This window comes from Williamsia soli (genome assembly GCF_017377795.1).
In the GTDB taxonomy this organism is placed as follows: domain Bacteria; phylum Actinomycetota; class Actinomycetes; order Mycobacteriales; family Mycobacteriaceae; genus Williamsia; species Williamsia soli.
Genome location: NZ_JAFRDR010000001.1, coordinates 295,995 through 316,173 on the forward strand (window position 1 = coordinate 295,995; position 20,179 = coordinate 316,173).

A 20,179-nucleotide genomic window follows, 5' to 3' on the forward strand; every position below is an offset into this window, starting at 1 on the left:
CACCATAACCCGACTTCCCGTGTAAACCGCTTTAGCAGGTGGTTCGGTGATCACACCGCTCTGATCCGAGGGGACGTGTCATGGCAGGTACTTCGATGCGACGTGCGATATCGCTGGGCGCGACCGTGGTCCTCACGTCGGCGGTCGTGGCCGTGGGCGCGGGAGGCGCGAACGCCGTACCTTCGGGCTCCCATGTCTACACCTTCACAGGTCACAGCGAGTACCTCTGTGTTCCAGACGAAGTGACAGCGCTGTCCATCGAGGCGGTGGGCGGTGCGGGCGGCAATTTCGGCTCGACCGGCGACGGTGGCCTCGGCGCACGGGTCACCGCCACTGTCGCGGTGACGGCCGGAACCGAAGTGGTGGTCACAGTCGGACAATGGGGGCATGGACACGGCGGGTACGGCGACGGGCACGGCGGTCGCCACGGACTGAGCCCCGGTGACGGACTGGGTTTCTCCGGTGCCGGCGGTGGTGGATCCAGCGCGGTCAAGTCGACCGACCATCTGTGTGGAGACCACTCGGCGGAAGACTCCAGTTACCTGGTGGTCGCAGGCGGTGGAGGCGGAGCAGGCGGAGACAGCGACCCGGCCGCCAATGACGGCGGCGATGGCGGCAATGCGGGCAAGCAAGGATCGGACGGAACCGATGGCGTGCCGGACCCGAGCTCGGGAATTTACGGTGGCGAAAAAGGTTGCGGCGGCCGCCAAGCACCCGATACGGCATGCAACAACTCGCGGCACGGCGGCGACGGCACCGACATCCAGAAAGACATGGACGGTGGCGGTGCGGGAGGCGGTGGCGGTGGCGGCTACAACGGAGGCGGCAAAGGTCACGGCGCGCATCTACCGTTCAACACCACAGGGGGCGGGGGCGGAGGCGGAGGAGCGTCATACGTCAAGGCAGGCAGCACTGATCCACGTTTCGGGAACTATCACAACCACAAATCAAATGGTTTCGTCGTCATCCGCTGGGGTGAGGACGGCGAAGATCCGGGCGGCGGGCTGAGTTCAGACGACCCGCTGTCAGGGCTGTTCGGGAGCAGCTAGGGCCGGGGTCGCCGGCGTCGCTGACGTGATTGACATCACGCTTCCGTGTACCTATCGTGACTGAAGTGACATCAGTTCAGTTACCTGCCAGGGCACAGGAAGGTCGATGACGTGCCCGAACGTTCTTACGACCTGCTGGTGATCGGAGCCGGGATGGCCGGTCTGACCGCGGCGGCGAGAGCTGCCACCGAGGGGAGGTCCGTGTGCGTCGTGGAGGTCGCTGCAGAGGTGGGTGGATCAGCGAGATTCGCCGGATACGCCTGGACCGCGCCAGACCGCGCTGTCATGGCGCAACACAATCCGAAGGGCGACCCGATCTTGCGAGATGCTTTGGTGGACGGGTTCGCAGGAGGCATCGGCTGGATTCGCTCGGTGGGCGTCGATGTTGCTGAGCCGCAATCGATCCTGAGCTTCGGGCAAGGACACAAGTTCGACACCAACCACTATGTCGACACGTGCAAGCGGGTCGTGCTCGACAGCGGCGGGCGGCTCCTGCTGAACACCCAGACCGAGTCGTTGCTGACCCAGGCCGGCGATGTGCTCGGGGCTCGGGTGACCGGGGAAGTCGGCACGGTCGACATCCGGGCGGTGAGCACACTTCTTGCGACCGGGGGATTCCAGGGCAACAGTGACCTTCTGGCTCGGTATGTTCACTCCGACGCCGGAGCAATGCAAGTGCGGTCGAACCTGAACAGTGTCGGCGCCGGCCTTCGGCTCGCGCAGCATGCCGGTGCCGCGGCCGGCGTAGACGACGCGGGGTTCTACGGGCACCTCATACCCGCCGGTGTCGCGTTCGCGGACTCCGGCGACTTCGTCGATCTGTCGCTGTATTACAGCGAACACGCCTTGCTGTTCAACACCGCCGGCCACCGCTTCGTCGACGAGACGTTGGGCGACCACCTCACCACGATGGCGCTTCTCGACCAGCCGGAGAGTCGCGGCCTGCTGATTGCCGATGAGCGCGTCCATCGCGACTGGATGCTCGCCTCGTACGTAGAAGGGGCGGTCGCCGTCGACAAGTTCGCCTTGGCGGACAAACGGGGTGGCCGGGTAGGTGTGGCCGAGGACTTGTCGGAGTTCGAGTACTTACCCGACGACTGGGGCTACGACGGCCCGGCCATTGCCGAGCAGATCGCAGACTTCAACAGGCGGGCCGGCGGGCAGGCCGAAGTGATACCGGGCCGAGCGCTCGACCGGCAGCCACTCGACGAGCCGCCCTATTACCTGATCGAGGCGGCTCCGGCGATCACCTTCCCCTTTTACGGGGTGCGGATCGATGCGCAGGCTCGGGTGCTCGACTCGGATGGCGTGCCGATCAAAGGCTTGCTGGCAGCGGGTTCAGACACAGGCGGGCTGTGGAATCGCGCCTACGCCGGTGGTCTCGCGACCGCGTTGGTGTTCGGGCTGGCGGCCGCCGAGACTGCTCTGGCGGCGTCACGATCCTGACTCGACCGTGCATATGAGCTGTTCAGTGCGCTGTACTAAATTGAAATGGATTCAGTTCAAATTAGTGTCCTCTCGTGATTGACATCACAACCGAACCCGATTAAGTTTCAAACTGACATCAGTTCAGTTTGGCGAAAGGCGAGACATGTCCTACCTCTTGGTACACGGCGCCGGTATGGGTGCGACGTGCTGGGATCGCCTTGCGCCGCTGCTGAACGAACAGACCGTGGCCGTCGACCTGCCGGGCCGGGGTACGCGTGCCGGGCAGGATCTCCGCACGGTGACGCTGGACGATTGTGCAGCCGCGATCATCGACGACGTCCGCGCCGCGGACATGCATGACATCACCGTCGTCGCCCACTCGTTCGCCGGCGTCTCCGTGCCGAGGGTCCTCCTCGAGTTGGCCGACCGGATCAGGCACGTCGTCTTCTTGTCGGCGGTGGTTCCGCCGGAGGGGACGCGGGTCATCGACGGGATCGATCCCGGGGTACGTGAGGCGGTGGAGCAGTCAATCGTTGGTGGTCTCTATCGACAGGACCCCGCCGCCGTTCCCGCGATGCTCTGCAACGACATGACGGAGGAGCAAACGAAGTGGACGCTCGGTCATTTGGTCGACGACGCGGCAGCGCTGCTCTCCGAGCCCGTAGACCTCTCCGGCCTCGAGGCGGCTGTGCCGCGAACCTACATTCGGCTCTCCCAGGACGCCTGCTACACCCCAGACCTGCAAGCCAGGGCGGCGGCGTTGGTGGGAGGAGAAACACTGCACCTCGACTCGGGCCACATGGCGATGATCTCGATGCCGGAGACGCTCGCGAAGACGCTGGATCACATCAGCTGACCGCCGGTTTCACCGGTTTCACCGTTCGACCTCTAATCGACGAGAACCTCACCCGGGGTTCGGGACAGAAAGTTCAAGCACAATGAGATCACTCACGAAAGCGATTGCAGCAGTAGCGATCGCCGCCTCAACCTTCGGCCTGGCGGCCTGCGGCGGCAGCTCTTCCTCCTCCGGTCCGGTGGAGGGCAGCTGGGACGACGTCGTCGCCGCGGCGAACAAGGAGGGCAGCGTGATGCTGTACTCCAGCCAGAAGCCGGCGAACCTGGAAGCGCTGAAGGCGGCCTTCAACGCCAAATATCCGGACATATCAATGGATTTCGTCCGCGGCACCGACGCCGAGATCAATCCGCGGATCGAGACCGAGAACAAGACCGGCAAAGGCATCGCGGACGTTCACATGCTGACTGACGCCGGGTGGATCCAGAACGCGGCCGACTCCGGTGCGTACTCCGCCGACCTGCTCGGCCCCGCGCTGGAAGCGCCGGCCTACGAACCGGACAAGAGTGTCATCAACGATCGGTTCTTCCTCACCAGCGCGGCCGTGTTCGCGCTCGGCTGGAACACCAATGCCGTTCCCGGAGGCCTGACCACGCCGCAAGACATCTTGAATCCCGCGTACAAAGGCAAGATCGGCATCGTCAATCCGACCGGGATCGCCTCCTACGTCGATCTGTATCGGTACTACGCCAAGACATACGGTGAGGACTACTGGGAGAAGTTGGCAGCGCTCGAACCCCGTGTCTACCCCAGCGCCCTCGGTGTGGCGCAGGCGTTGACGTCGGGCGAAGTAGTTGTCTCCCCGTCGGTGCAACCGCTCGTCACCGAGGTCGACGCAGGTGCACCCGTGAACTGGAAGCTTCCGCCCACTCCGTGGGGCACGCCGTGGTACAGCCAGGTCGTCGGAGTTGCTCCGCATCCCAACGCCGCACAGGTTCTTGCCGACTTCATGGCCACCGCCGAGGGACAGACGGCACTGAATACGGGTTATGCCGCTGCCCTGCCTGACATCCCGGGTGCGGTCGCACGAGCCCAAGACATCGCGTCCCCTGATGTCGCCGAGCTGACTCCCGAGAAGGTCGAGCAGTACTCCGAACAATGGCAGAAGCTCTTCCAGGGCTGATAGAACACCGCCAACAGGCCCCCGATCCTGACATGCGAAAGGACGCCATGAACACCACATCGCCACAGTTCTCCGGAACTGACGTGCTGATCACCGGTGCGTCGAAAGGGATCGGGGGCGCCTGTGCACGGGAGTTCTCGCGCCGAGGCGCGACTGTCTGGCTGACCGACGTCGACGATGTGGCAGGGTGTGCCCTCGCAGACGAACTGGGCCAAGGCGCCCGCTATCGTCACCTTGACGTCACATCGGAATCAGACTGGATCACAGTTGTTTCCGAGATAGCGCAGCGCGGGTCCCTCAACGTTCTGGTCAACAGTGCCGGCGCCGCAATCAAGGCGCCGTTGGTGCAGACCTCACTCGATCAGTTTCGCGCGATGATCGACCTGAATCTGACCGGCACCTTTCTCGGGATCAGAGCCGCGGCCGGTGCGATGTCGGCGGGCGGTTCCATCATCAACCTCGCTTCGTTACGGGGAGTATTGGCCACCGCAGAGCTCGGCGCCTACGGTGCGTCGAAGTTCGGCGTCCGCGCACTGACCAAGGTCGCAGCTCTCGAGCTCGCGGATCGCGGGATCCGGGTCAATGCAGTCTGCCCGGGCAGTATCGACACCGCGATCACAGCCTCGGCCGACTTCGCCGCCGACGACGTCGAGGCGTACGTGAGAAGCATCCCGATGCAGCGACGCGGTACGCCGGCCGAAGTCGCGAAGGTGATTCTTTTCCTGGCCGGCGACGACAGCAGCTACGTCACCGGCACCGACATGCTCGTGGACGGCGGTACCGCCGCCGGCGTCCGCACACCTAAGAAATCAACGCAGAAGGTATGAGATGACCTCAGAATTCAGAGTTTCCGGTCTGACGAAGACCTATGGATCGAACGTGGTCGTCGACCAACTCGACCTGACGATCGAGGAGGGCGAGTTCTTGGTCCTGCTCGGCCCCAGCGGCTGCGGCAAGACCACGACGCTACGGTGCCTTGCGGGTCTGGAGACACCGCAGGACGGCACGATCGCCTTCAAGGACCGGATCATGTTCGACAGTGGAGAGCACGTCAATGTTCCGGCACACAAGCGGAACATCGGCATGGTGTTCCAGTCCTATGCGCTCTGGCCGCATATGACGGTACGCAAGAACATCCAGTACCCGCTGAAGGTCCGGAAGATGAAGCAGGCCATCGCCGACGGCGCGGTCGAGGCAGCGGCCGGGATGGTCGATTGCGGAAAACTGCTCGACCGGTTCCCATCACAGCTCAGCGGTGGACAACAGCAACGGGTCGCGGTGGCGCGTGGACTGGTCGCACAACCTGATCTGGTGCTGTTCGACGAGCCCCTGAGCAACCTCGACGCACGACTCCGTGATCAGGTGCGGTCGCAGATCCATCAGCTGCATCAGAACCTAGGATTCACAGCAGTTTTCGTCACGCATGATCAGGCCGAGGCGTTCGCGCTCGGCGATCGGTTGGCGATCATGAAGTCCGGCAAGATCGAACAATACGACGCCCCCGAGCACGTCTTCGAGAATCCGGTCTCCGAGTACGTCGCGGCTTTCATCGGAATGGGAAACCGACTCGAGCTACGGCGTGGCCACGACGGCTGGATCACCTCTGCTAACGACCCGATCGATCTGCGGCACTCGGTGGTCCGCGGTCTGGCCGACGAAGGTACGTCGGCCGTTGCGCGCTTCCGCCCGGACGACCTGCTCCTGCATCAATCGATGGCCGAGGTGCCCGCCGGTAACGTCGCCCTGCATGCCGAATTGGTGACCTATGAATACGGCGGCCGGCATTTTGATGTCACAGTCAAGAGCGGCAGCGAAGAGTTGACTCTGCGCGCTGCGGCGTCCGAACACAGTGCGGCCCTGCGGAAGAGCAAACCAGGTGCACCGATGGTGGTCAGCTTCTCCCCATCGGCTCTTCGGGTGTTCGCCGGCGACGATGCAGACCGCTTGGCGGCAGCAGAGCTGGCGCCGAACCGTGCCAAGGAGACGGTCTGATGGCGACGCTCACCGCAGAACCCGAATCACCACCCTCGGCGTCTTCCGGGCGGCCGTCACGCGCGGTGATACCTGCACACTGGCGGAGCCGCATCTGGTACGGGGCGCTGATGGCGATACTCGCCTATCTTGTTCTCCTGCCGATGATACGACTGCAGCTCCTGGCGTTCGAGAACGGTGGACAGGGGTATCGCACCACATATGGTCGCTTCGACATCGCCGAGACGATCTGGACCACCATCGCCTTGGCACTGGGGTCCCTCGTCATTGCCCTGGTGCTCGGCACGCTCCTGGCCTTCGCCGCGAGCAGGCTGCCGGCGAAACTGGGATTCCTGCGGATCATCCCCATTCTTCCCATCGTCATGCCTGCGGTCGCAAACATCGTGGGCTGGGCGTTCCTGCTGTCGCCCGGACCGGGCTACCTGAACGTCCTTCTCCGAAAGCTGCCCTGGTGGAGTGGATCCGATACCGGGCCGATCGACGTCTACACCGTGCCGTGGATCATCATCCTCACCGGCTTCGGGCTCACCTCGTTTGTCTACCTCTTCGTCAGCTCAGGGATGCAGAACATCAGTTCTGAGCATTTGGAGGCCGCCCAGGTCAGCGGATCGTCGACGGTCGGTGTGTTCTTCAAGGTGGTACTGCCACTGCTTCGCCCGTCGTTGATCTACGGCGGTGGCATCGCGTTTCTGCTCGGACTGGGACAGTTCACCGGACCGTTGTTGCTGGGTCAGAACAGTGGTGTGAAGGTCTTGACCACCGAGATGTACCGCCGGGTGTCGGAATCGCCATCCGACTTTGCGGCCGCCGCCGCGGCCGGCTCACCGCTGGTGATCTTCGGCATCGCGCTGGTGCTGATCCAGAAACTGATGCTGGGCAACCAGACCCGCTTCGTGACCCACGGCGGCAAGGCGTTCGCGCCGCCGACCGGCAAGGGCACCTGGGCGACGGTCACCATCTCGCTGTTCGCGCTCTTCGCACTGGTGATACCGCTCGTCGGTTTGATCATCGTCTCGTTGACCCCGTATTGGTCCGGGTCGCTGTCGTGGGGTCTGTTCACCCTCGACAACTTTCGTGAGCTGTTCCGCACAGATGCGATCGTCGAATCCGTTGTCACGAGCGTCGTCACCTCGCTGGGTGCGGTCGTCATCGTCGTGCCCATCGGATATGTGATGGCAAATCTTTTGGTCCGGGGTCGGCGCTTCAAGATCTTGGCGTTGATCGGCGATCTGATGACCGCGCTGCCCCTGGGCATTCCGGCAGTGATCTTCGGTGTCGGGTTCCTGCTGACCTACACCGAGCCGCCCTTCATTCTCTACGGCACCCGGACGGTGATCATCCTGGTCTACATCGTGCTGATGCTGCCGTTCGCGACCCGTATGCAGATGACCGCGATGCTGTCGCTCGGTAACACATACACCGAAGCATCGGCTACGAGCGGTGCCTCGCCATTCGTGACCAACATCCGAATCATGTTGCCGCTCATGCGACCAACGATTCTCAGCGCGGTGGCACTGATGTTCATCCTGCTCACCCACGAGTTCGCGGCGTCACTTCTGGTGCGCGCGTCCACCACCCAGGTCATGGGCACCCTGCTGTTCGACATGTGGCAGAACGGAACGTATCCGTTGGTGGCGGCGATGGCGCTGCTGATGACCGCGGTGACCACCGGTGGTGTGGCGATCGCCATGCTGATCGGCGGCCGAAACGTGCTCAGCAAGCTGTGACATTCGGAAAGGTATACGGCGCAATGAATGATGGTCGATCGCGGCTACAGGACAAGGTGGTGCTGGTCACCGGTGCGACCGGGGGAATCGGTGTCGAGATAGTCAGGCGGCTGGCCTCGGAGGGCGCAGTCGTGGTGGCAACAGATCTCGACTCCGAACGGTGCGGGACGCTGATCGCGGGACTCGACGAACCGGATCGGCACCAGGCTCTCGGTCTGGACATCGCGTCGGAACCGCAATGGTCCGAGGTCGTCTCCACGGTGTCGGACCGCTTTTCACGACTCGACGCGGTGATCAACAACGGTGCCATCGGCAGTCTGGGATCGGTGGTCGACGAAGACCTGGATCGCTACAACCGCGTCATCGAGGTCAGCCAGACAGGCACCTGGCTCGGAATGAAACACGCGGGAGCCTTGGTGGAGCGGTCCGGGGGCGGATCGATCGTCAACATCTGCTCGATTCTCGGCACCGTCGGCGGGTTGGGGAACAGCTTTGCGTACGCGGCCGCCAAGGGCGCCGTTCGGACGATGACGAAGAACGCGGCCCTGTACTGGGCCACAAAGGGCGTGCGGGTCAACTCGATACATCCCGGGTTCATCGAAACGCAGCAGCTGCTCGATCGCTATGAGGGCACCGAGCGCCATCAGGCAATGCTGGCGAACACACCGATGGGTCGACTGGGCAAGGCCGCCGAGGTGGCGGCTGCCGTGGCATTTCTGGCCGGTGACGACGCCACGTTCATCACCGGCAGTGAGTTGAACGTCGACGGGGGATGGACCGCTGCTTGAGCGGGTTCATCGCCGCAGGATCGGGGTGGATGTCGTCATCGCACTGTGAAGACGTCCACCCCGTCCTGGTTTTCGACCAGGAGCTTCCCGCGGTGAGCGAGTACATCGAGGTGTGCCAACGTTTCACAGGTGGCGACCATCTGATTGAAGTTGTCGAGAGTGTCGAACGGTCGCTCGCGGCGGGTCCAGGTGAGTGCTCGCGCAACAGAGAGTCCGGTACCGGAGTCCAGCCGTTCCACGGCGGCCATGGTTGCAGCAAAACGCCTCTGGTGATGGGCGAGCAGTTCGCGGACGCGCGCGTGGACTCCTGAGCCTGTGTCCCCGTGGGACGGCAGCATGATCCGGTCGCGGTCGTCGAGCATCAGGTGCAGCGATCGCAGGTACTTGTCCAGCGGAAGGTCCCAGTCCCCGAGTTCGAACCCGATGGACGGGGTGATCGTCGGCAGCACATGGTCGCCCGTGTAGGTCGCGCCGCGATCCAGGTCATGGAACACCATGTGTCCCTTGGTGTGCCCGGGCGTATGGATTGCGACCAGGTTGTGACCGGGCAGGACCAGGGGACCCTCCGACAACCAGCTGTCCGGCCGCTCCCAGTCGGCCGCGACGAATGGCTCACCGACGGAGTCCTTGTACGCTTGCTCCGCTATCAGAGGCGCACCGGCTCGGTTCAGTTCGCGCAGTGAGCTCTCGGGTACGTTGCTGCCCAGTCTGGCGATGGCGTCGATGCCGACGACCTCGGCGCTGCCGAGATGGATCCGGCATCCGTGTCTGCGACGCAGTTCGACGGCGAACGTGTAGTGATCGCGATGCACGTGGGTCACGTAGATGTCGTGGATCTCGTCTGCGTTCCGTCCGATCCGGGCCAGGGCGGCGGTGATCTCCGTGTAGGTGGTCTCGCGATGCCATCCGCCATCGATGAGTGCGAGACCGGAGTCGGTCTCGAGGACGTAGACGTTGATCGCTCGAAGGCCGTCCCCGGGCATCTGGAGAGGAATCCGATGGACACCGTCGGCGACAGGGAAGCAACCGGGGTCGGACCAGGTGATCGTCATGGGTTGGTGAGCGGAACCATCGTCTGCTCGCTTCCGTACCAGATCATGCGCCGCCCACCCATGTCGCCGACATTGGAGACCGCCTCTTTCCATTCAGGGCTCGCCAGAGCGGCTTTGAGCGCGTCGGGAGACTCGAAGCTCAGTACCGACAGTCCATCCCAGCCGGCCGACTTGTCGTCGAAGGTCTCCTGGAGGTCGGTGTGCTGCCAGCGCAGGAGTCCTGGGAGCTTGTAGGTGGGTTCGGCGTGCTCCCCGCGCCACCAGTCGATGAACTGCTCGTGGGTCCAGGCGCTCGGCTTCGTGCCGAGAACGATCAGGTTGTACATCTGTTCTCCTAACTGAATTTGGGTCGATTTAGGGGTGCCGCGAAAGCCAAGTGAATGCGTCCGATGCCGAATTAGGGCCGTACAATCCTCAAGGCTGCGTTGGTCACCGTGACGTTGATGTCGTCGAGGGTCAGCTTCCCCTCCGGCCGATACCAGCGCCACACGCTGATGATGAGGGGTAGGACGAGTCGCCCCAGCATGCGTGGGTCGTCGTCGATGAAGGCGCCGCTCTTGATCCCGGAGGCGATGAGGGCGGTCCACTTCACCTCGATCTCCTGGACGAGTTCGCGGCAGCGGATCCGCTCGGCTTCTTCCTTCTCGGATTGCCGGGGTGTCGCCAGCAAGTCCATGTGGTTCTGAAGGATTCGGCGCTGAAGGGCGTCGGTGGGGGAGGCCTCCAACGCCGCCGTGATCGCGGCGCGTAGCGCTTCTTCGGGATCGGACTGTGAGGCCGTCGCCGCGTCGAATCGCTCGACGGAATCGGCCAATTCGAGACGCATGATGGTCAGAAGGCAATGCGCCTTCGATTCGAAGTAGTGGTACAGCGCGGTCTGGCCGATGCCGACCTCGTCGGCGATCGACGCCCATTTGGTGTGTTCGTAGCCGACCTTGCCGAACTGGTCGATGGCGGCAGAGAGAATGCGAGTTCGCTTGGAGCGCGGGCTCTCGCGCTTCACAGTGGCATCAACCGTCATCGTGTCCCCCGGATATCGTCATGTACATCGATCACCCACGCTACCGCGTTTGAGCTGAACTCGGGTCGACTTGTGCCACCAGCCGGGATGCCAGCCCCACAGCGTCTGGCCGGGACAGCTTACCGACCCGATTCTGTGGCAGATCCTCCACCGTGAACAAGTACTCAGGCCACTTGAATTTGGGGAAATCTGACTTCGCCAGCTGTTCGGTGACGTCGTGGAGGGCCAACTGCGGACCCCCGGTGACCACGAGTGCCGCTGCCCGTTCCCCGAGCAGATCATCGGGTACGGGCACCACACAGACCTGTACCACCTGAGGGATCGAAGCGATCGCCGCTTCGAGCTCGTTGATGTCGATGTTGCGGCCACCGCGGATGATGATCTGCTTCTGCCGGCCCATCACCCGGATCGACCCGTCGGTGGCAACCTCGACGAGGTCACCGGTCGGCAAGAATCCGTCTGCGGTCAGTTCCGGTGGTGTCGGGGTGCCGCCGCGGGCGTATCCCACGAACAGTGACGGACCCTTGACCTGAGCGTCGCCGATCTCGTCGGCAGGCACCGGGACACCGACCCCGTCGACCGCACGAACGATGGTCCCGGGGAAGGGCCGACCGTCTCGGCCGAGCCGGATCGCCGGCGGATCATCGAGTTGCGGGGTCGTGTGGCCCAGACACTCGGACATTCCGAAAACGCGCAAAAAGGTGGTTCCGAGGTGGGTTTCGGCTTGGCGGAGTGTCCGTTCGTTCATCGGGCCACCGCCGATCGTCATCGCTCGCATCGACGAGAGCGTGCCCTCGGCGCCTTCGACCACCGACAGCTGCAGCGCCATGGTCGGAACGAGCATCGTCCACGCGACGCGTTCACGAGCCATCACCTCCAGCGCGACGGCCGGTGACCACTTGCCGACCGAGACCATCGTCCCGCCCAGGTAGGCGGGAAAGTACATGCCGAAGCAGAACGCGGCCACCGAGGACAGTGGGACAAAGGCCCCGATCGGTTCTCCGGGCTGCAGGCCGACCGTGTCGATGGTGCTCTGGCAGGCGTAGCGGATCGCTTCCTCGGACTGCACAACACATTTGGGACGCCCTGTCGATCCGGAGGTCATCGCGATTGCGGTGCCACCGTTCCATCGTTCGACGTCTCGGAAGCTACTGCGGGCGCGGAGTCGATTCGTCTCGAAGGTGTCGTGGACTATCGGGAACGCGGTGTCCGAGACCGCCCAGTGGGCCATCGATGTCGGCTCGGCGACAACGAGGTCCGGATCGATGTCGTCGATCGCCAGCTCGAACTCGGACTCGGCGGCATGTGGGCTGAAGACAGCGACCACGCCACCGCGAAGGCCGACGGCAAGTGCGGCTGCGACTGTGTGCCAGGTGTTGTCGGCCTGGATCAGGACCGTGGGAGCGCCCGCGTCGATACTCGCGATCCGGTCCGCCAACGACTGCGCCGCGGACACGACCTTGCCGATGCTGTGGTGCCCGAGATCGTCGATGACGGCGATCGAATCGGGCGCCGACGCGGCTCGTGCGAGCATCTCCTGGGCGAGAATCTTCACTGCGCTGTCTCTTTCTCGATGCGTTGGTGTTGGGGAGTCGACGGGGTGATCACTGCGCGCCCGGCGATCGAGCCGGTGCGCAGCAGCCGGTATACGTCGGCGGCCTCACTCAAAGGGTAGGTCGCGGTTTCGGCGTGGAGGCGGCCCCGGGTCGCCAGGTCGACGACGGCTTCGAGGTCGGCTCTGGTTCCCCAGAATGGTGCGTTCACCTGCCAGCCGTTGACCAGCCCGACGTCTTTGCCGATGGTGAGCCTGCCGCCGCCACTGCCGACCATCACCATTCGGCCACCGGGTGCGAGCAGGCGCGCGGCCGGTCCGACGGTGGTCGGTGCGCCGGCGAAGTCGAATACGAGATCGGCACCGCCCAGGGCGCGGATGGCGGATGTCGCATCGTCGAGGGTGGGATGGGAGCTGAGTGCGCCCAGTGTCAGCGCAAGATCCAGAGACTCGGCCCGGGTGTCCACCGCAACGATCCGCGTGACACCCAGCTCACGAAGGATCTGAAGCGCCAAGTGGCCGAGCCCCCCGATACCGACCACCACCGCGACGGTGTGCTCGTCGACCAGGTCGGCATTGGTCCGGATCGCATGGCAGGCGGTCAATCCGGCGTCCGCGAGTGGTGCTGCCTCGGCGTGGCTGAGCGAACCTATCGGCACCAGGACGTCGGCTGAGGGGACGAGCATGAACTCGGCGAGCCCGCCGGGATGGCCGAGGCCGTTCCCGATCCGCGCGAGCCGGCCATCGGCATGTGGAGCCAGCCGCAGGCAGTAGTTCTCGCGGCCACGAAGACAGTTGCGACACCGCCTACACGACCAGATGCCGTGGACAACAGCTGATTCGCCGACCCACGCCTCGTCGGCCGAACTGCCCACCGCCACCACTGTCCCCGCGACCTCGTGGCCGAGGGTGAGGGGAAGCGTGTAGTCGAATCGGCCGGCGCCGGCGTCCATGACGTGGAGATCCGAGCGGCACAGGCCGACGGCACCGACCTCGAGGAGAAGCTCATCACCCGTGGGTTCCGGCGTCGGAACCTCTCGCAACTGTGGAGATTCGCCCCACGCGGTGAGCTGTACCGCCAACATCAGCGGGCGGTCCATCCGCCGTCGACGACAAGGGTCTGGCCGGTCATGTACGACGACGCGTCGGACGCGAGAAACAGGACAGCGCCATTGATCTCGCCGTCGACGCCGCCGCGGCCCAGCATGGTGTTACGACGCACCCAGCCGGCGGACTTCTCGTTCTCGAACAAACCATCGGTCATCTCGGTATCAAACCACCCTGGAACGACCGCATTGACTCGGATCCCACGGCGTCCCCATTGGCCGGCGAGTTCGCGCGTGAGGCCCAGCGTGCCTGCCTTCGAGGCCGCGTAGCTGGCGCCCCCGATCGGCGCCGTGGACACCAGTCCGATCACCGAGGAGATGTTGATGAAGGACGCACTGCCGCCCTCGGGCAATTGTGTTGCGGCATAGGTAGCCAGATGGAACCCCGCCACCAGGTTGAGCTCCAGGATGGAGTTGAAGCCGTCGACGGTCTCGTCCTCGGCGAAGGGGGGACCGGGACGGCCGGCGTTGTTGACCAGGATGTCGAGGCGCCCGAAGTCGCGTCGCGCGCGGTCGACAAGTTCTTTCCGGTCGGCATCCACCGTGACGTCGCACCGAATCGGGACGATGCGGGGGTCGGTTGCGGCCAGTTCTTCGAGTCGCTCGAGTCGCCGGGCGGCGGCGTACACAGTGGCACCCGCTGCCGCGAGGATCCGGGCGAATCCGAGGCCGAGGCCCGAGGATGCACCCGTGACAACGGCGACCCGACCGCTGAGATCGAACAGCTCTGCGGGCGTCGGTACCGCGACGGATGTGTTGTCTGTCAATGTCTTCCCCTCGTCCTCAGTAGACCGCGGTCCGGCCGCCGTCGACCGGGATGACGGCGCCGGTGGTGTATCCCGCGGCGTCGCCCGCGAGATGTGTCACGAGGCCGGCGATCTCGTCGGGATTGCCCAGACGCCCGGCCGGCAGGCGGTCGACGATCTTGCCGACGAACTCATCGTCCCAGTTCTCGGCCATGTCGGTGGCGAATCCGCCTGGCATGATGCAGTTCACGCGAACGGTCGGACCGTACTCTTGCGCATAGGCCATCGTCAGGGCGTTGAGTCCGTTCTTGGCCGCGGCGTACATCGCCTCGGGCGGACTCGGTCGTACCGCTCCGATGCTGGAGATGTTGATGATGGAACCGCCGCCGGCGGCCACCATACGTGCACCGGCGACTGCCATCAGCCGGAACGGCCCTTTGAGGTTGACCTCGATGGTCTTGTCCCACAGAGACTCTGTCACCGAGACCAGATTCTCGGCGAGCGGAGCGATTCCAGCGTTGTTCACGACGATGTCGAGGCTGCCGTACGTGGCGATGATCTCGTCGACGGCAGGTTCGATCGACTCCCATTTGCCGACGTGCAGTGCGAACGGGTGAGCGCTGCCGGGTCCGGAATCGCCGAGGCTCCGGACAGCTTCCTCGCAGGCGTCGAGTTTGCGGCTCGAGACGATCACGGTGGCGCCGGCATCGCGTAGCCCTCGGGCGATCGCCAGTCCGAGTCCTCGGCTGGCGCCGGTGACCAGTGCGACCTTGCCATCCAAATACGCTGTGCTCATTTGTATTTCTTCAATTCCAGACGGGCGATCGTACGCAGGTGCACTTCATTGGGGCCATCCGCGATCTGAAGCGCGCGGGTGATGGCGTGTAGGCGGGCGAGGATCGTGTCGTCGCTGACCCCGGCGGCTCCGAAGGTCTGCACGGCGCGGTTGACCACGTTGTGCGCGACCTCCATGGCCGATACTTTGATGGCCGCGACCTCGGAGCGCGCCGACGCATTGCCCTTGGTGTCCATCAACCAGGACGACTTCAGGACGAGGAGACGGATCTGATCGATCTCGATGCGGCTCCGGGCGATCCACTCCCGGACCACTCCCTGGCTTGCCAGCGGTCCGCCGAACGCAACGCGGTCGATCGAGCGGCGGCACATCATCTCGAGTGCGCGCTCGGCCATGCCGATGGCGCGCATGGCGTAGTGCATGCGGCCGGGGCCGAGTCGTCCCTGCGCGATGGCGAATCCGTCGCCCTCGGCGCCGAGCATGTTCGTCGCGGGCACCCGTACGTCGGTGAACTGGACTTCGCCGTGTCCAAGACGGTCTTTGAAGCCGAACATCGGCAGATCGCGAAGGACCTCGACGCCGGGAGCGTCTGCGGGTACAAGGATCATGCTCTGCTGCCGGTAGGTCGGGCCTTCGGGGTCTGATTTGCCCATGAAGATGATGAGCTTGCAGTCCGGGTCCAGGACGCCGGAGGTGTACCACTTGCGGCCGTTGAGAACGTAGTCATCCCCGTCGCGCAGGATGGTCGAGGTGATGTTGGTGGCATCCGAACTCGCCACGTCGGGTTCGGTCATCGCGAATGCGGACCGAATACTGCAGTCCAGCAAAGGTTTGAGCCACTGCTCTTTCTGAGCCTCGGTGCCGAACATGGCGAGGATCTCCATGTTGCCGGTGTCGGGTGCGGAGCAGTTGATGGTCTCGTTGCCGATGATGGAGCGGCCCACGACCTCTGCGAGCGGGGCGTATTCGAGGTTCGTCAGGCCGGCACCGAGGCCGTCATGCGTCATGAACAGATTCCACAGTCCGAGTTCTCGGGCCTTTGCCTGCAGATCCCGCATGATCTGCGGTTGCTCGTGGGGGTTGTCATTGGCGGCTATCTGGGCGTCGTAGACCTTTTCGGCGGGATAGACATGCTGGTCCATGAAGCTCTCGAGGCTGATGAGCAGTTCCTCGGTGCGGGCGGAGTAGGAGAAATCCACGGTGAAACTCCTGTGGGTTGAAGGTCAGCGGTCGAGCAGGGCAGTGCCGGTATTGATCAGGCGATTGATGGTGGCGGGCAGCTTTTCCTGATCGGGGTCGTGGTGTCGGCCCTCGCGATGCCGACGAAGGTTGTGGCCCATGATGGCTGCCATCTTCAATCGGCCGAGGGCGTCGAACCAGGTGAGATCGGGGAGGGGCCTGCCACCGTCGGTGTAGAGGTCGATCAGCTCGTCGGTCGAGGGCAGTCCGGACACCTCACGGCCGACGTCGGGGAAGTTGCTGCCGTCGGCAAAGACGAAGAACCAACCGAGTTCGACTCGGGGGTCGCCCGCACTCCAGATCTCCCAATCGATCAGTGCAACCGGTTCGGAGCCTCGAGACAGGATGTTGCCGAGCCGGTAGTCGCCGTGCACCAGTGCAGGTTTGATGGGCGCCGGCACGGAGTCCTGGAGAAGCTGCAACAGCTTGTCTCCGCCGACGACCAACTCCGGCGGCACGGCAGCCAGAGTGCGAGCCCACCGCTCGAGTTCGGCGGCCGGGGTCAGCGGATCGTTGATGCCCTCGATCACGGTGAAGTCGATGTCGTGCAGTCGCGGCAGGATCTCGGCGGCCCGGCGCATCCGGCTCGCGGCGAGCGCCGGCTCGACCTCGGGATCGTCGAGGACCGGTTCGATGGACTCGCCGGGCACGAACTCCATTGCGAACCAAGCGGGTTCGGTGCGATCGACCGCCACCACCCGCGGCACCGGCACATCGCTGTGCTCCAGAGCCTGCAGAACGGTTGCCTGTCGCAGCATGTCGTGCCGGCCGATAGAGCGCTGGCCCTCGGGCACGGCCTTGATCACGACGTCGCCACCGGACGTCGACACCTTGTACGTCAGGCCGGAATGGCCGCCGGGCAAGGTCTCGAACCCCGTCATCACGAGATCGCAGTCGGTCAAGAGCTTGTCGGCGACGCGATCGCGAAGGGACGGTGAGGTCGGCGCGGTCATGGGCGTGGCTCCCGGGGTAGGCCGAGGACACGCTCGGCGATGATGTTGTGCTGGATCTCGTCGGTGCCGCCGGCGATCTTGTAGCCGGGCGCACCGAGGACATGCTCGGACCAGGCGAAGGTGCCCCACTCGCCGGAGTCCGACGTCAGGTCGCGCCCGAGGAGTAGACGTGCGACCTCGGAGGTGCGGGCCATGGTGTCGGTCGCCAGTAGTTTGCCCAGAGACGCCTCCGGTCCGGGATTGTTTCCGGCGACCACCGCTCCCGCGACCCGCATGTTGCTGATCCGCTGGACGTAACTGCGGGTCACCAGATCAGCGACGCGGTCCTTCTCCAGGTCGCTGAGGGGCCGGCCCAGGTTGCGGGCCAGCTCGACTGCCTGATCGGCGTTGGCGAGTCCGAGGTTTCCGCCATCGAGCCGCTCGGCGGCCAAGACGGTGAGCGCCACGGGCCATCCTTTGCCGACCGGGCCCAGCCGGTAGGTGTCGTCGAGCTGCACACCTTCCAGGTAGACCTCGTTGAACGACGCGCCGCCGGTCATCTGCCGGATCGGGCGCACGGTGACGCCCGGGGCATCCATCGGGATGAGAAACACGGTCAACCCGGCATGTTTGGCGACGGTCGGGTCGGTGCGGCACACCGCCACACCGACGTCTGCCACGCTCGCGCCGGAGGTCCACACCTTGTGTCCGTCGATGGTCCACGTCCCGTCGGTTTCGACGGCGCGGGTGCGGACGGCGGCGAGATCAGAACCGGCCTCGGTTTCGGAGAACAGTTGGCAGGCGATCAGGTCGGTACGCAGCATCGCCCGAACATACTGTTCCTGCTGTGCCGGAGTGCCCCACTGGGCAATGGTTGGTGCGACGAGTTGTTGTGTCACCGAGAACATCTCGGTGCGTTTCGGGATGTCGAAGCCCTCTTCGACGCGGCGAAACGCCAGTGTGTACGAGAGGGGGAGATCGCGGCCGCCGTATTCGGTAGGGGACGACAGTGCGCCCCAGCCGGCGTCGAACTTCGCGCGCTCATACTCGGAGATCGCGTCGGTATGGGCCCTCTCCTCGGCGGGTGTCCAGCTCTCGAACACCGACACCGAGTCGTCGCCGCGACCCCACGGGGCCTCGGTGCGCGGCGCAGCAACGCTCTGCAACCAGGCGATCGCGTCTGCAGTGAACTGCCCGAGTCCGGGGATGCTCTGCTGGGCGGTCATACCGACAGCACCGTGCAGGCGCTGATGCCGGGTGCGCCGTAGACATGGGTGAATCCCGTTGTGGGTGAGCCTGGTACCTGGCGAGCACCGGCTTCGCCTCGCAGCTGGGTGACGATCTCGTACACCTGTCGCAACCCGGACGCGCCGATCGGCTCACCGTTGGCGATACATCCACCGTCGGTGTTGACAGGTATGCTTCCGTTGATCTCGGTGGCGCCGGCAGCGATGAGTTCTTCTTGCTCGCCTGGTTCGCAGAAGCCGCACTCGGCCATGTGCATGATCTCGGCGCCGCTCTCGGTGTCCTGGAGCTGTGCGACGTCGATGTCCGACGGTGCGACGCCGGCTTGTTCGAAGGCGGCTTTCGCGGCATCGGCGCTGACGCTGGGAGGTTCGCCCTCACCCTGTACCGCGGGGCTGAAGACCTCGAAGGAGCCGAATCGTCTGGTGCGATGCGTGATTGCCCGCAGCTGCACCGGGCGTCCACCCAGTCGTCGGACTGCGGCCTCGTTCGCGACGATGACGGCAGCTCCGCCTTCACCCGGGGAACAGAACATGTACCGGGTCAGCGGGTCGTTGACCATGTCGGCGCCTGCGATGGCCTCGACCGACATCGCCTCGCGGCGCCACGCGTTCGGATTGAGGACACCGTTGCGGTACGCCTTGGCGGCGACCCGGGCCAACGTCTCCCGGGAGATGTTGTGTTGGTGCATGTATCGCTCGATCTTCGAGCCGAAGAATTGTGTCGTCACCATGAGTCCGGCCTCGCCGTACCCCTCGGGAAGGCCCCATTCGGCCGGTGTGGGGTCGAAGGCGCCGCGGGGATGTTTGTCGAATCCCACCGCGAGTGCGATGTCCGCAGCACCGGCGCGCACCGCGTTGACCGCAGAGAACAGCGCGCTACCGCCGGTGGCGCAACCATTCTTGACGTTGGTGAACGGGATGCCGGTGAAGCCCAACTCGGCGACGAGCGTATCGGCGAGGCCGGATCCGTCGCTTCCGCCGAAGGCCACCTGGACGTCCGGCCAGGTGAGACCCGCGTCGTCCAGTGCGTTTCCGATCGCGGTGACCGCCATCTTGCGCCCGGTGACGCCCGGCTGCCTACCGAACTGGGACAGCCCGGCGCCGATGATCGAAACAGTCTGCGTCACCGGCCGGCTCCTGACACTCCGGTGGTGCCGACGGCGAACCGAGGCACCGGTGAGATGGAGACCAGGCTCACCGGTGCTCGATCCAGTTCGGCGAAGTCGTCACAATCGAGGATTGCTTGGATCTTGATTCCTTCGGGGAGTTCCACATATCCCACCGCGAAGGGCGAGAAACCTTCGACGGGTGGGATATACGGCGGAGATTTGGGCGGAAACCGCTGAATCGTGTACGCCCAGACGACTCCGTGCGTGCTCAGCTCGACCGCGGTCGTGGTTCTGCTCGCACATCGACTGCACATCTCGTTCACCGGGAATGCGACTGTGCCGCAGACGGTGCACTTGCTGCCGTCGAGCACCGCGGTTCGCTTATCGCCCATCTCTTTTTGTCCTCTCCGAAGTGGTGG

20 protein-coding genes are annotated in these 20,179 nt (G+C 64.5%); 8 read left to right on the plus strand and 12 right to left on the minus strand.

Annotated features, from left to right (window positions below; all coding sequences use genetic code 11):
* Positions 1-95 precede the first annotated feature (95 nt).
* The 8 genes from J3S28_RS01415 to J3S28_RS01450 all read left to right on the plus strand — a co-directional run bounded on the left by J3S28_RS01415 (position 96) and on the right by J3S28_RS01450 (position 8,960).
* A complete protein-coding gene (locus J3S28_RS01415) occupies positions 96-1,049 on the plus strand; it encodes a glycine-rich protein (RefSeq protein WP_207836310.1) in 954 nt (317 codons plus the stop codon).
* 111 nt (positions 1,050-1,160) lie between these two features.
* Positions 1,161-2,495, plus strand: coding sequence for an FAD-binding protein (locus tag J3S28_RS01420; RefSeq protein WP_207836322.1), 1,335 nt, complete (start codon positions 1,161-1,163; stop codon positions 2,493-2,495).
* A 145-nt stretch (positions 2,496-2,640) separates the two neighbouring features.
* Positions 2,641-3,333: an alpha/beta fold hydrolase gene (locus tag J3S28_RS01425; protein ID WP_207836325.1), complete on the plus strand. Its 693-nt coding sequence runs from the start codon at positions 2,641-2,643 to the stop codon at positions 3,331-3,333.
* 82 nt (positions 3,334-3,415) lie between these two features.
* Entirely contained in the window at positions 3,416-4,453 is a 1,038-nt protein-coding gene (locus tag J3S28_RS01430) for an ABC transporter substrate-binding protein (protein WP_207836329.1), read from the plus strand.
* Between the two features lie 47 nt (positions 4,454-4,500).
* Complete coding sequence (locus tag J3S28_RS01435; RefSeq protein ID WP_207836332.1) at positions 4,501-5,280, plus strand: SDR family NAD(P)-dependent oxidoreductase; 780 nt, start codon at positions 4,501-4,503, stop codon at positions 5,278-5,280.
* Between the two features lies 1 nt (position 5,281).
* On the plus strand, positions 5,282-6,445 hold the full coding sequence (locus J3S28_RS01440) for an ABC transporter ATP-binding protein (protein WP_207836334.1): 1,164 nt from the start codon (positions 5,282-5,284) through the stop codon (positions 6,443-6,445).
* A 110-nt stretch (positions 6,446-6,555) separates the two neighbouring features.
* Positions 6,556-8,172, plus strand: a complete 1,617-nt coding sequence (locus J3S28_RS01445) for an ABC transporter permease (protein ID WP_237341000.1) — start codon at positions 6,556-6,558, stop codon at positions 8,170-8,172.
* 23 nt (positions 8,173-8,195) lie between these two features.
* Positions 8,196-8,960, plus strand: coding sequence for an SDR family NAD(P)-dependent oxidoreductase (locus J3S28_RS01450; protein ID WP_207836339.1), 765 nt, complete (start codon positions 8,196-8,198; stop codon positions 8,958-8,960).
* A gap of 35 nt (positions 8,961-8,995) precedes the next feature.
* Here J3S28_RS01450 and J3S28_RS01455 read toward each other — a convergent pair whose 3' ends face one another.
* From J3S28_RS01455 to J3S28_RS01510, 12 genes are all read right to left on the minus strand, one after another.
* A complete protein-coding gene (locus J3S28_RS01455; protein WP_207836349.1) occupies positions 8,996-10,012 on the minus strand; it encodes an MBL fold metallo-hydrolase in 1,017 nt (338 codons plus the stop codon).
* Positions 10,009-10,338: an EthD domain-containing protein gene (locus J3S28_RS01460; RefSeq protein ID WP_207836352.1), complete on the minus strand. Its 330-nt coding sequence runs from the start codon at positions 10,336-10,338 to the stop codon at positions 10,009-10,011. Before J3S28_RS01460 ends, J3S28_RS01455 begins: the two co-directional genes overlap by 4 nt.
* Positions 10,339-10,409: 71 nt before the next feature.
* Positions 10,410-11,033, minus strand: coding sequence for a TetR/AcrR family transcriptional regulator (locus tag J3S28_RS01465; RefSeq protein WP_207836356.1), 624 nt, complete (start codon positions 11,031-11,033; stop codon positions 10,410-10,412).
* Between the two features lie 40 nt (positions 11,034-11,073).
* A complete protein-coding gene (locus J3S28_RS01470) occupies positions 11,074-12,567 on the minus strand; it encodes a class I adenylate-forming enzyme family protein (RefSeq protein WP_237341001.1) in 1,494 nt (497 codons plus the stop codon).
* A gap of 17 nt (positions 12,568-12,584) precedes the next feature.
* Complete coding sequence (locus J3S28_RS01475; RefSeq protein WP_207836361.1) at positions 12,585-13,670, minus strand: NAD(P)-dependent alcohol dehydrogenase; 1,086 nt, start codon at positions 13,668-13,670, stop codon at positions 12,585-12,587.
* Entirely contained in the window at positions 13,670-14,458 is a 789-nt protein-coding gene (locus tag J3S28_RS01480; protein ID WP_207836365.1) for an SDR family NAD(P)-dependent oxidoreductase, read from the minus strand. Before J3S28_RS01480 ends, J3S28_RS01475 begins: the two co-directional genes overlap by 1 nt.
* A gap of 16 nt (positions 14,459-14,474) precedes the next feature.
* The gene (locus tag J3S28_RS01485; RefSeq protein WP_207836367.1) at positions 14,475-15,233 is read right to left on the minus strand and encodes an SDR family NAD(P)-dependent oxidoreductase; all 759 of its coding nucleotides are present in this window, start codon (positions 15,231-15,233) and stop codon (positions 14,475-14,477) included.
* Entirely contained in the window at positions 15,230-16,432 is a 1,203-nt protein-coding gene (locus J3S28_RS01490) for an acyl-CoA dehydrogenase family protein (RefSeq protein ID WP_207836404.1), read from the minus strand. Before J3S28_RS01490 ends, J3S28_RS01485 begins: the two co-directional genes overlap by 4 nt.
* A 24-nt stretch (positions 16,433-16,456) precedes the next feature.
* On the minus strand, positions 16,457-17,425 hold the full coding sequence (locus J3S28_RS01495; RefSeq protein WP_207836407.1) for a phosphotransferase family protein: 969 nt from the start codon (positions 17,423-17,425) through the stop codon (positions 16,457-16,459).
* Entirely contained in the window at positions 17,422-18,630 is a 1,209-nt protein-coding gene (locus J3S28_RS01500) for an acyl-CoA dehydrogenase family protein (protein WP_207836422.1), read from the minus strand. Before J3S28_RS01500 ends, J3S28_RS01495 begins: the two co-directional genes overlap by 4 nt.
* Positions 18,627-19,778 (minus strand): thiolase family protein, encoded by a 1,152-nt coding sequence (locus J3S28_RS01505; protein ID WP_207836424.1) that lies wholly within the window; start codon positions 19,776-19,778, stop codon positions 18,627-18,629. The genes J3S28_RS01500 and J3S28_RS01505 overlap by 4 nt, the downstream gene beginning before the upstream one ends.
* Positions 19,775-20,152, minus strand: coding sequence for a Zn-ribbon domain-containing OB-fold protein (locus J3S28_RS01510; protein ID WP_207836432.1), 378 nt, complete (start codon positions 20,150-20,152; stop codon positions 19,775-19,777). Before J3S28_RS01510 ends, J3S28_RS01505 begins: the two co-directional genes overlap by 4 nt.
* Positions 20,153-20,179 lie beyond the last annotated feature (27 nt).

Bases quoted from the DNA above. Each gene is read 5' to 3' on its own strand.
- J3S28_RS01435 (WP_207836332.1), top strand. From the start codon at position 4,501: ATGAACACCACATCGCCACAGTTCTCCGGAACTGACGTGCTGATCACC.
- J3S28_RS01485 (WP_207836367.1), bottom strand. From the start codon at position 15,233: ATGAGCACAGCGTATTTGGATGGCAAGGTCGCACTGGTCACCGGCGCC.
- J3S28_RS01415 (WP_207836310.1), top strand. From the start codon at position 96: ATGCGACGTGCGATATCGCTGGGCGCGACCGTGGTCCTCACGTCGGCG.
- J3S28_RS01455 (WP_207836349.1), bottom strand. From the start codon at position 10,012: ATGACGATCACCTGGTCCGACCCCGGTTGCTTCCCTGTCGCCGACGGT.
- J3S28_RS01510 (WP_207836432.1), bottom strand. From the start codon at position 20,152: ATGGGCGATAAGCGAACCGCGGTGCTCGACGGCAGCAAGTGCACCGTC.
- J3S28_RS01440 (WP_207836334.1), top strand. From the start codon at position 5,282: ATGACCTCAGAATTCAGAGTTTCCGGTCTGACGAAGACCTATGGATCG.
- J3S28_RS01430 (WP_207836329.1), top strand. From the start codon at position 3,416: ATGAGATCACTCACGAAAGCGATTGCAGCAGTAGCGATCGCCGCCTCA.
- J3S28_RS01500 (WP_207836422.1), bottom strand. From the start codon at position 18,630: ATGACCGCCCAGCAGAGCATCCCCGGACTCGGGCAGTTCACTGCAGAC.
- J3S28_RS01465 (WP_207836356.1), bottom strand. From the start codon at position 11,033: ATGACGGTTGATGCCACTGTGAAGCGCGAGAGCCCGCGCTCCAAGCGA.
- J3S28_RS01470 (WP_237341001.1), bottom strand. From the start codon at position 12,567: ATGCTCGCACGAGCCGCGTCGGCGCCCGATTCGATCGCCGTCATCGAC.
- J3S28_RS01495 (WP_207836407.1), bottom strand. From the start codon at position 17,425: ATGACCGCGCCGACCTCACCGTCCCTTCGCGATCGCGTCGCCGACAAG.
- J3S28_RS01475 (WP_207836361.1), bottom strand. From the start codon at position 13,670: ATGTTGGCGGTACAGCTCACCGCGTGGGGCGAATCTCCACAGTTGCGA.
- J3S28_RS01450 (WP_207836339.1), top strand. From the start codon at position 8,196: ATGAATGATGGTCGATCGCGGCTACAGGACAAGGTGGTGCTGGTCACC.
- J3S28_RS01460 (WP_207836352.1), bottom strand. From the start codon at position 10,338: ATGTACAACCTGATCGTTCTCGGCACGAAGCCGAGCGCCTGGACCCAC.
- J3S28_RS01445 (WP_237341000.1), top strand. From the start codon at position 6,556: ATGGCGATACTCGCCTATCTTGTTCTCCTGCCGATGATACGACTGCAG.
- J3S28_RS01425 (WP_207836325.1), top strand. From the start codon at position 2,641: ATGTCCTACCTCTTGGTACACGGCGCCGGTATGGGTGCGACGTGCTGG.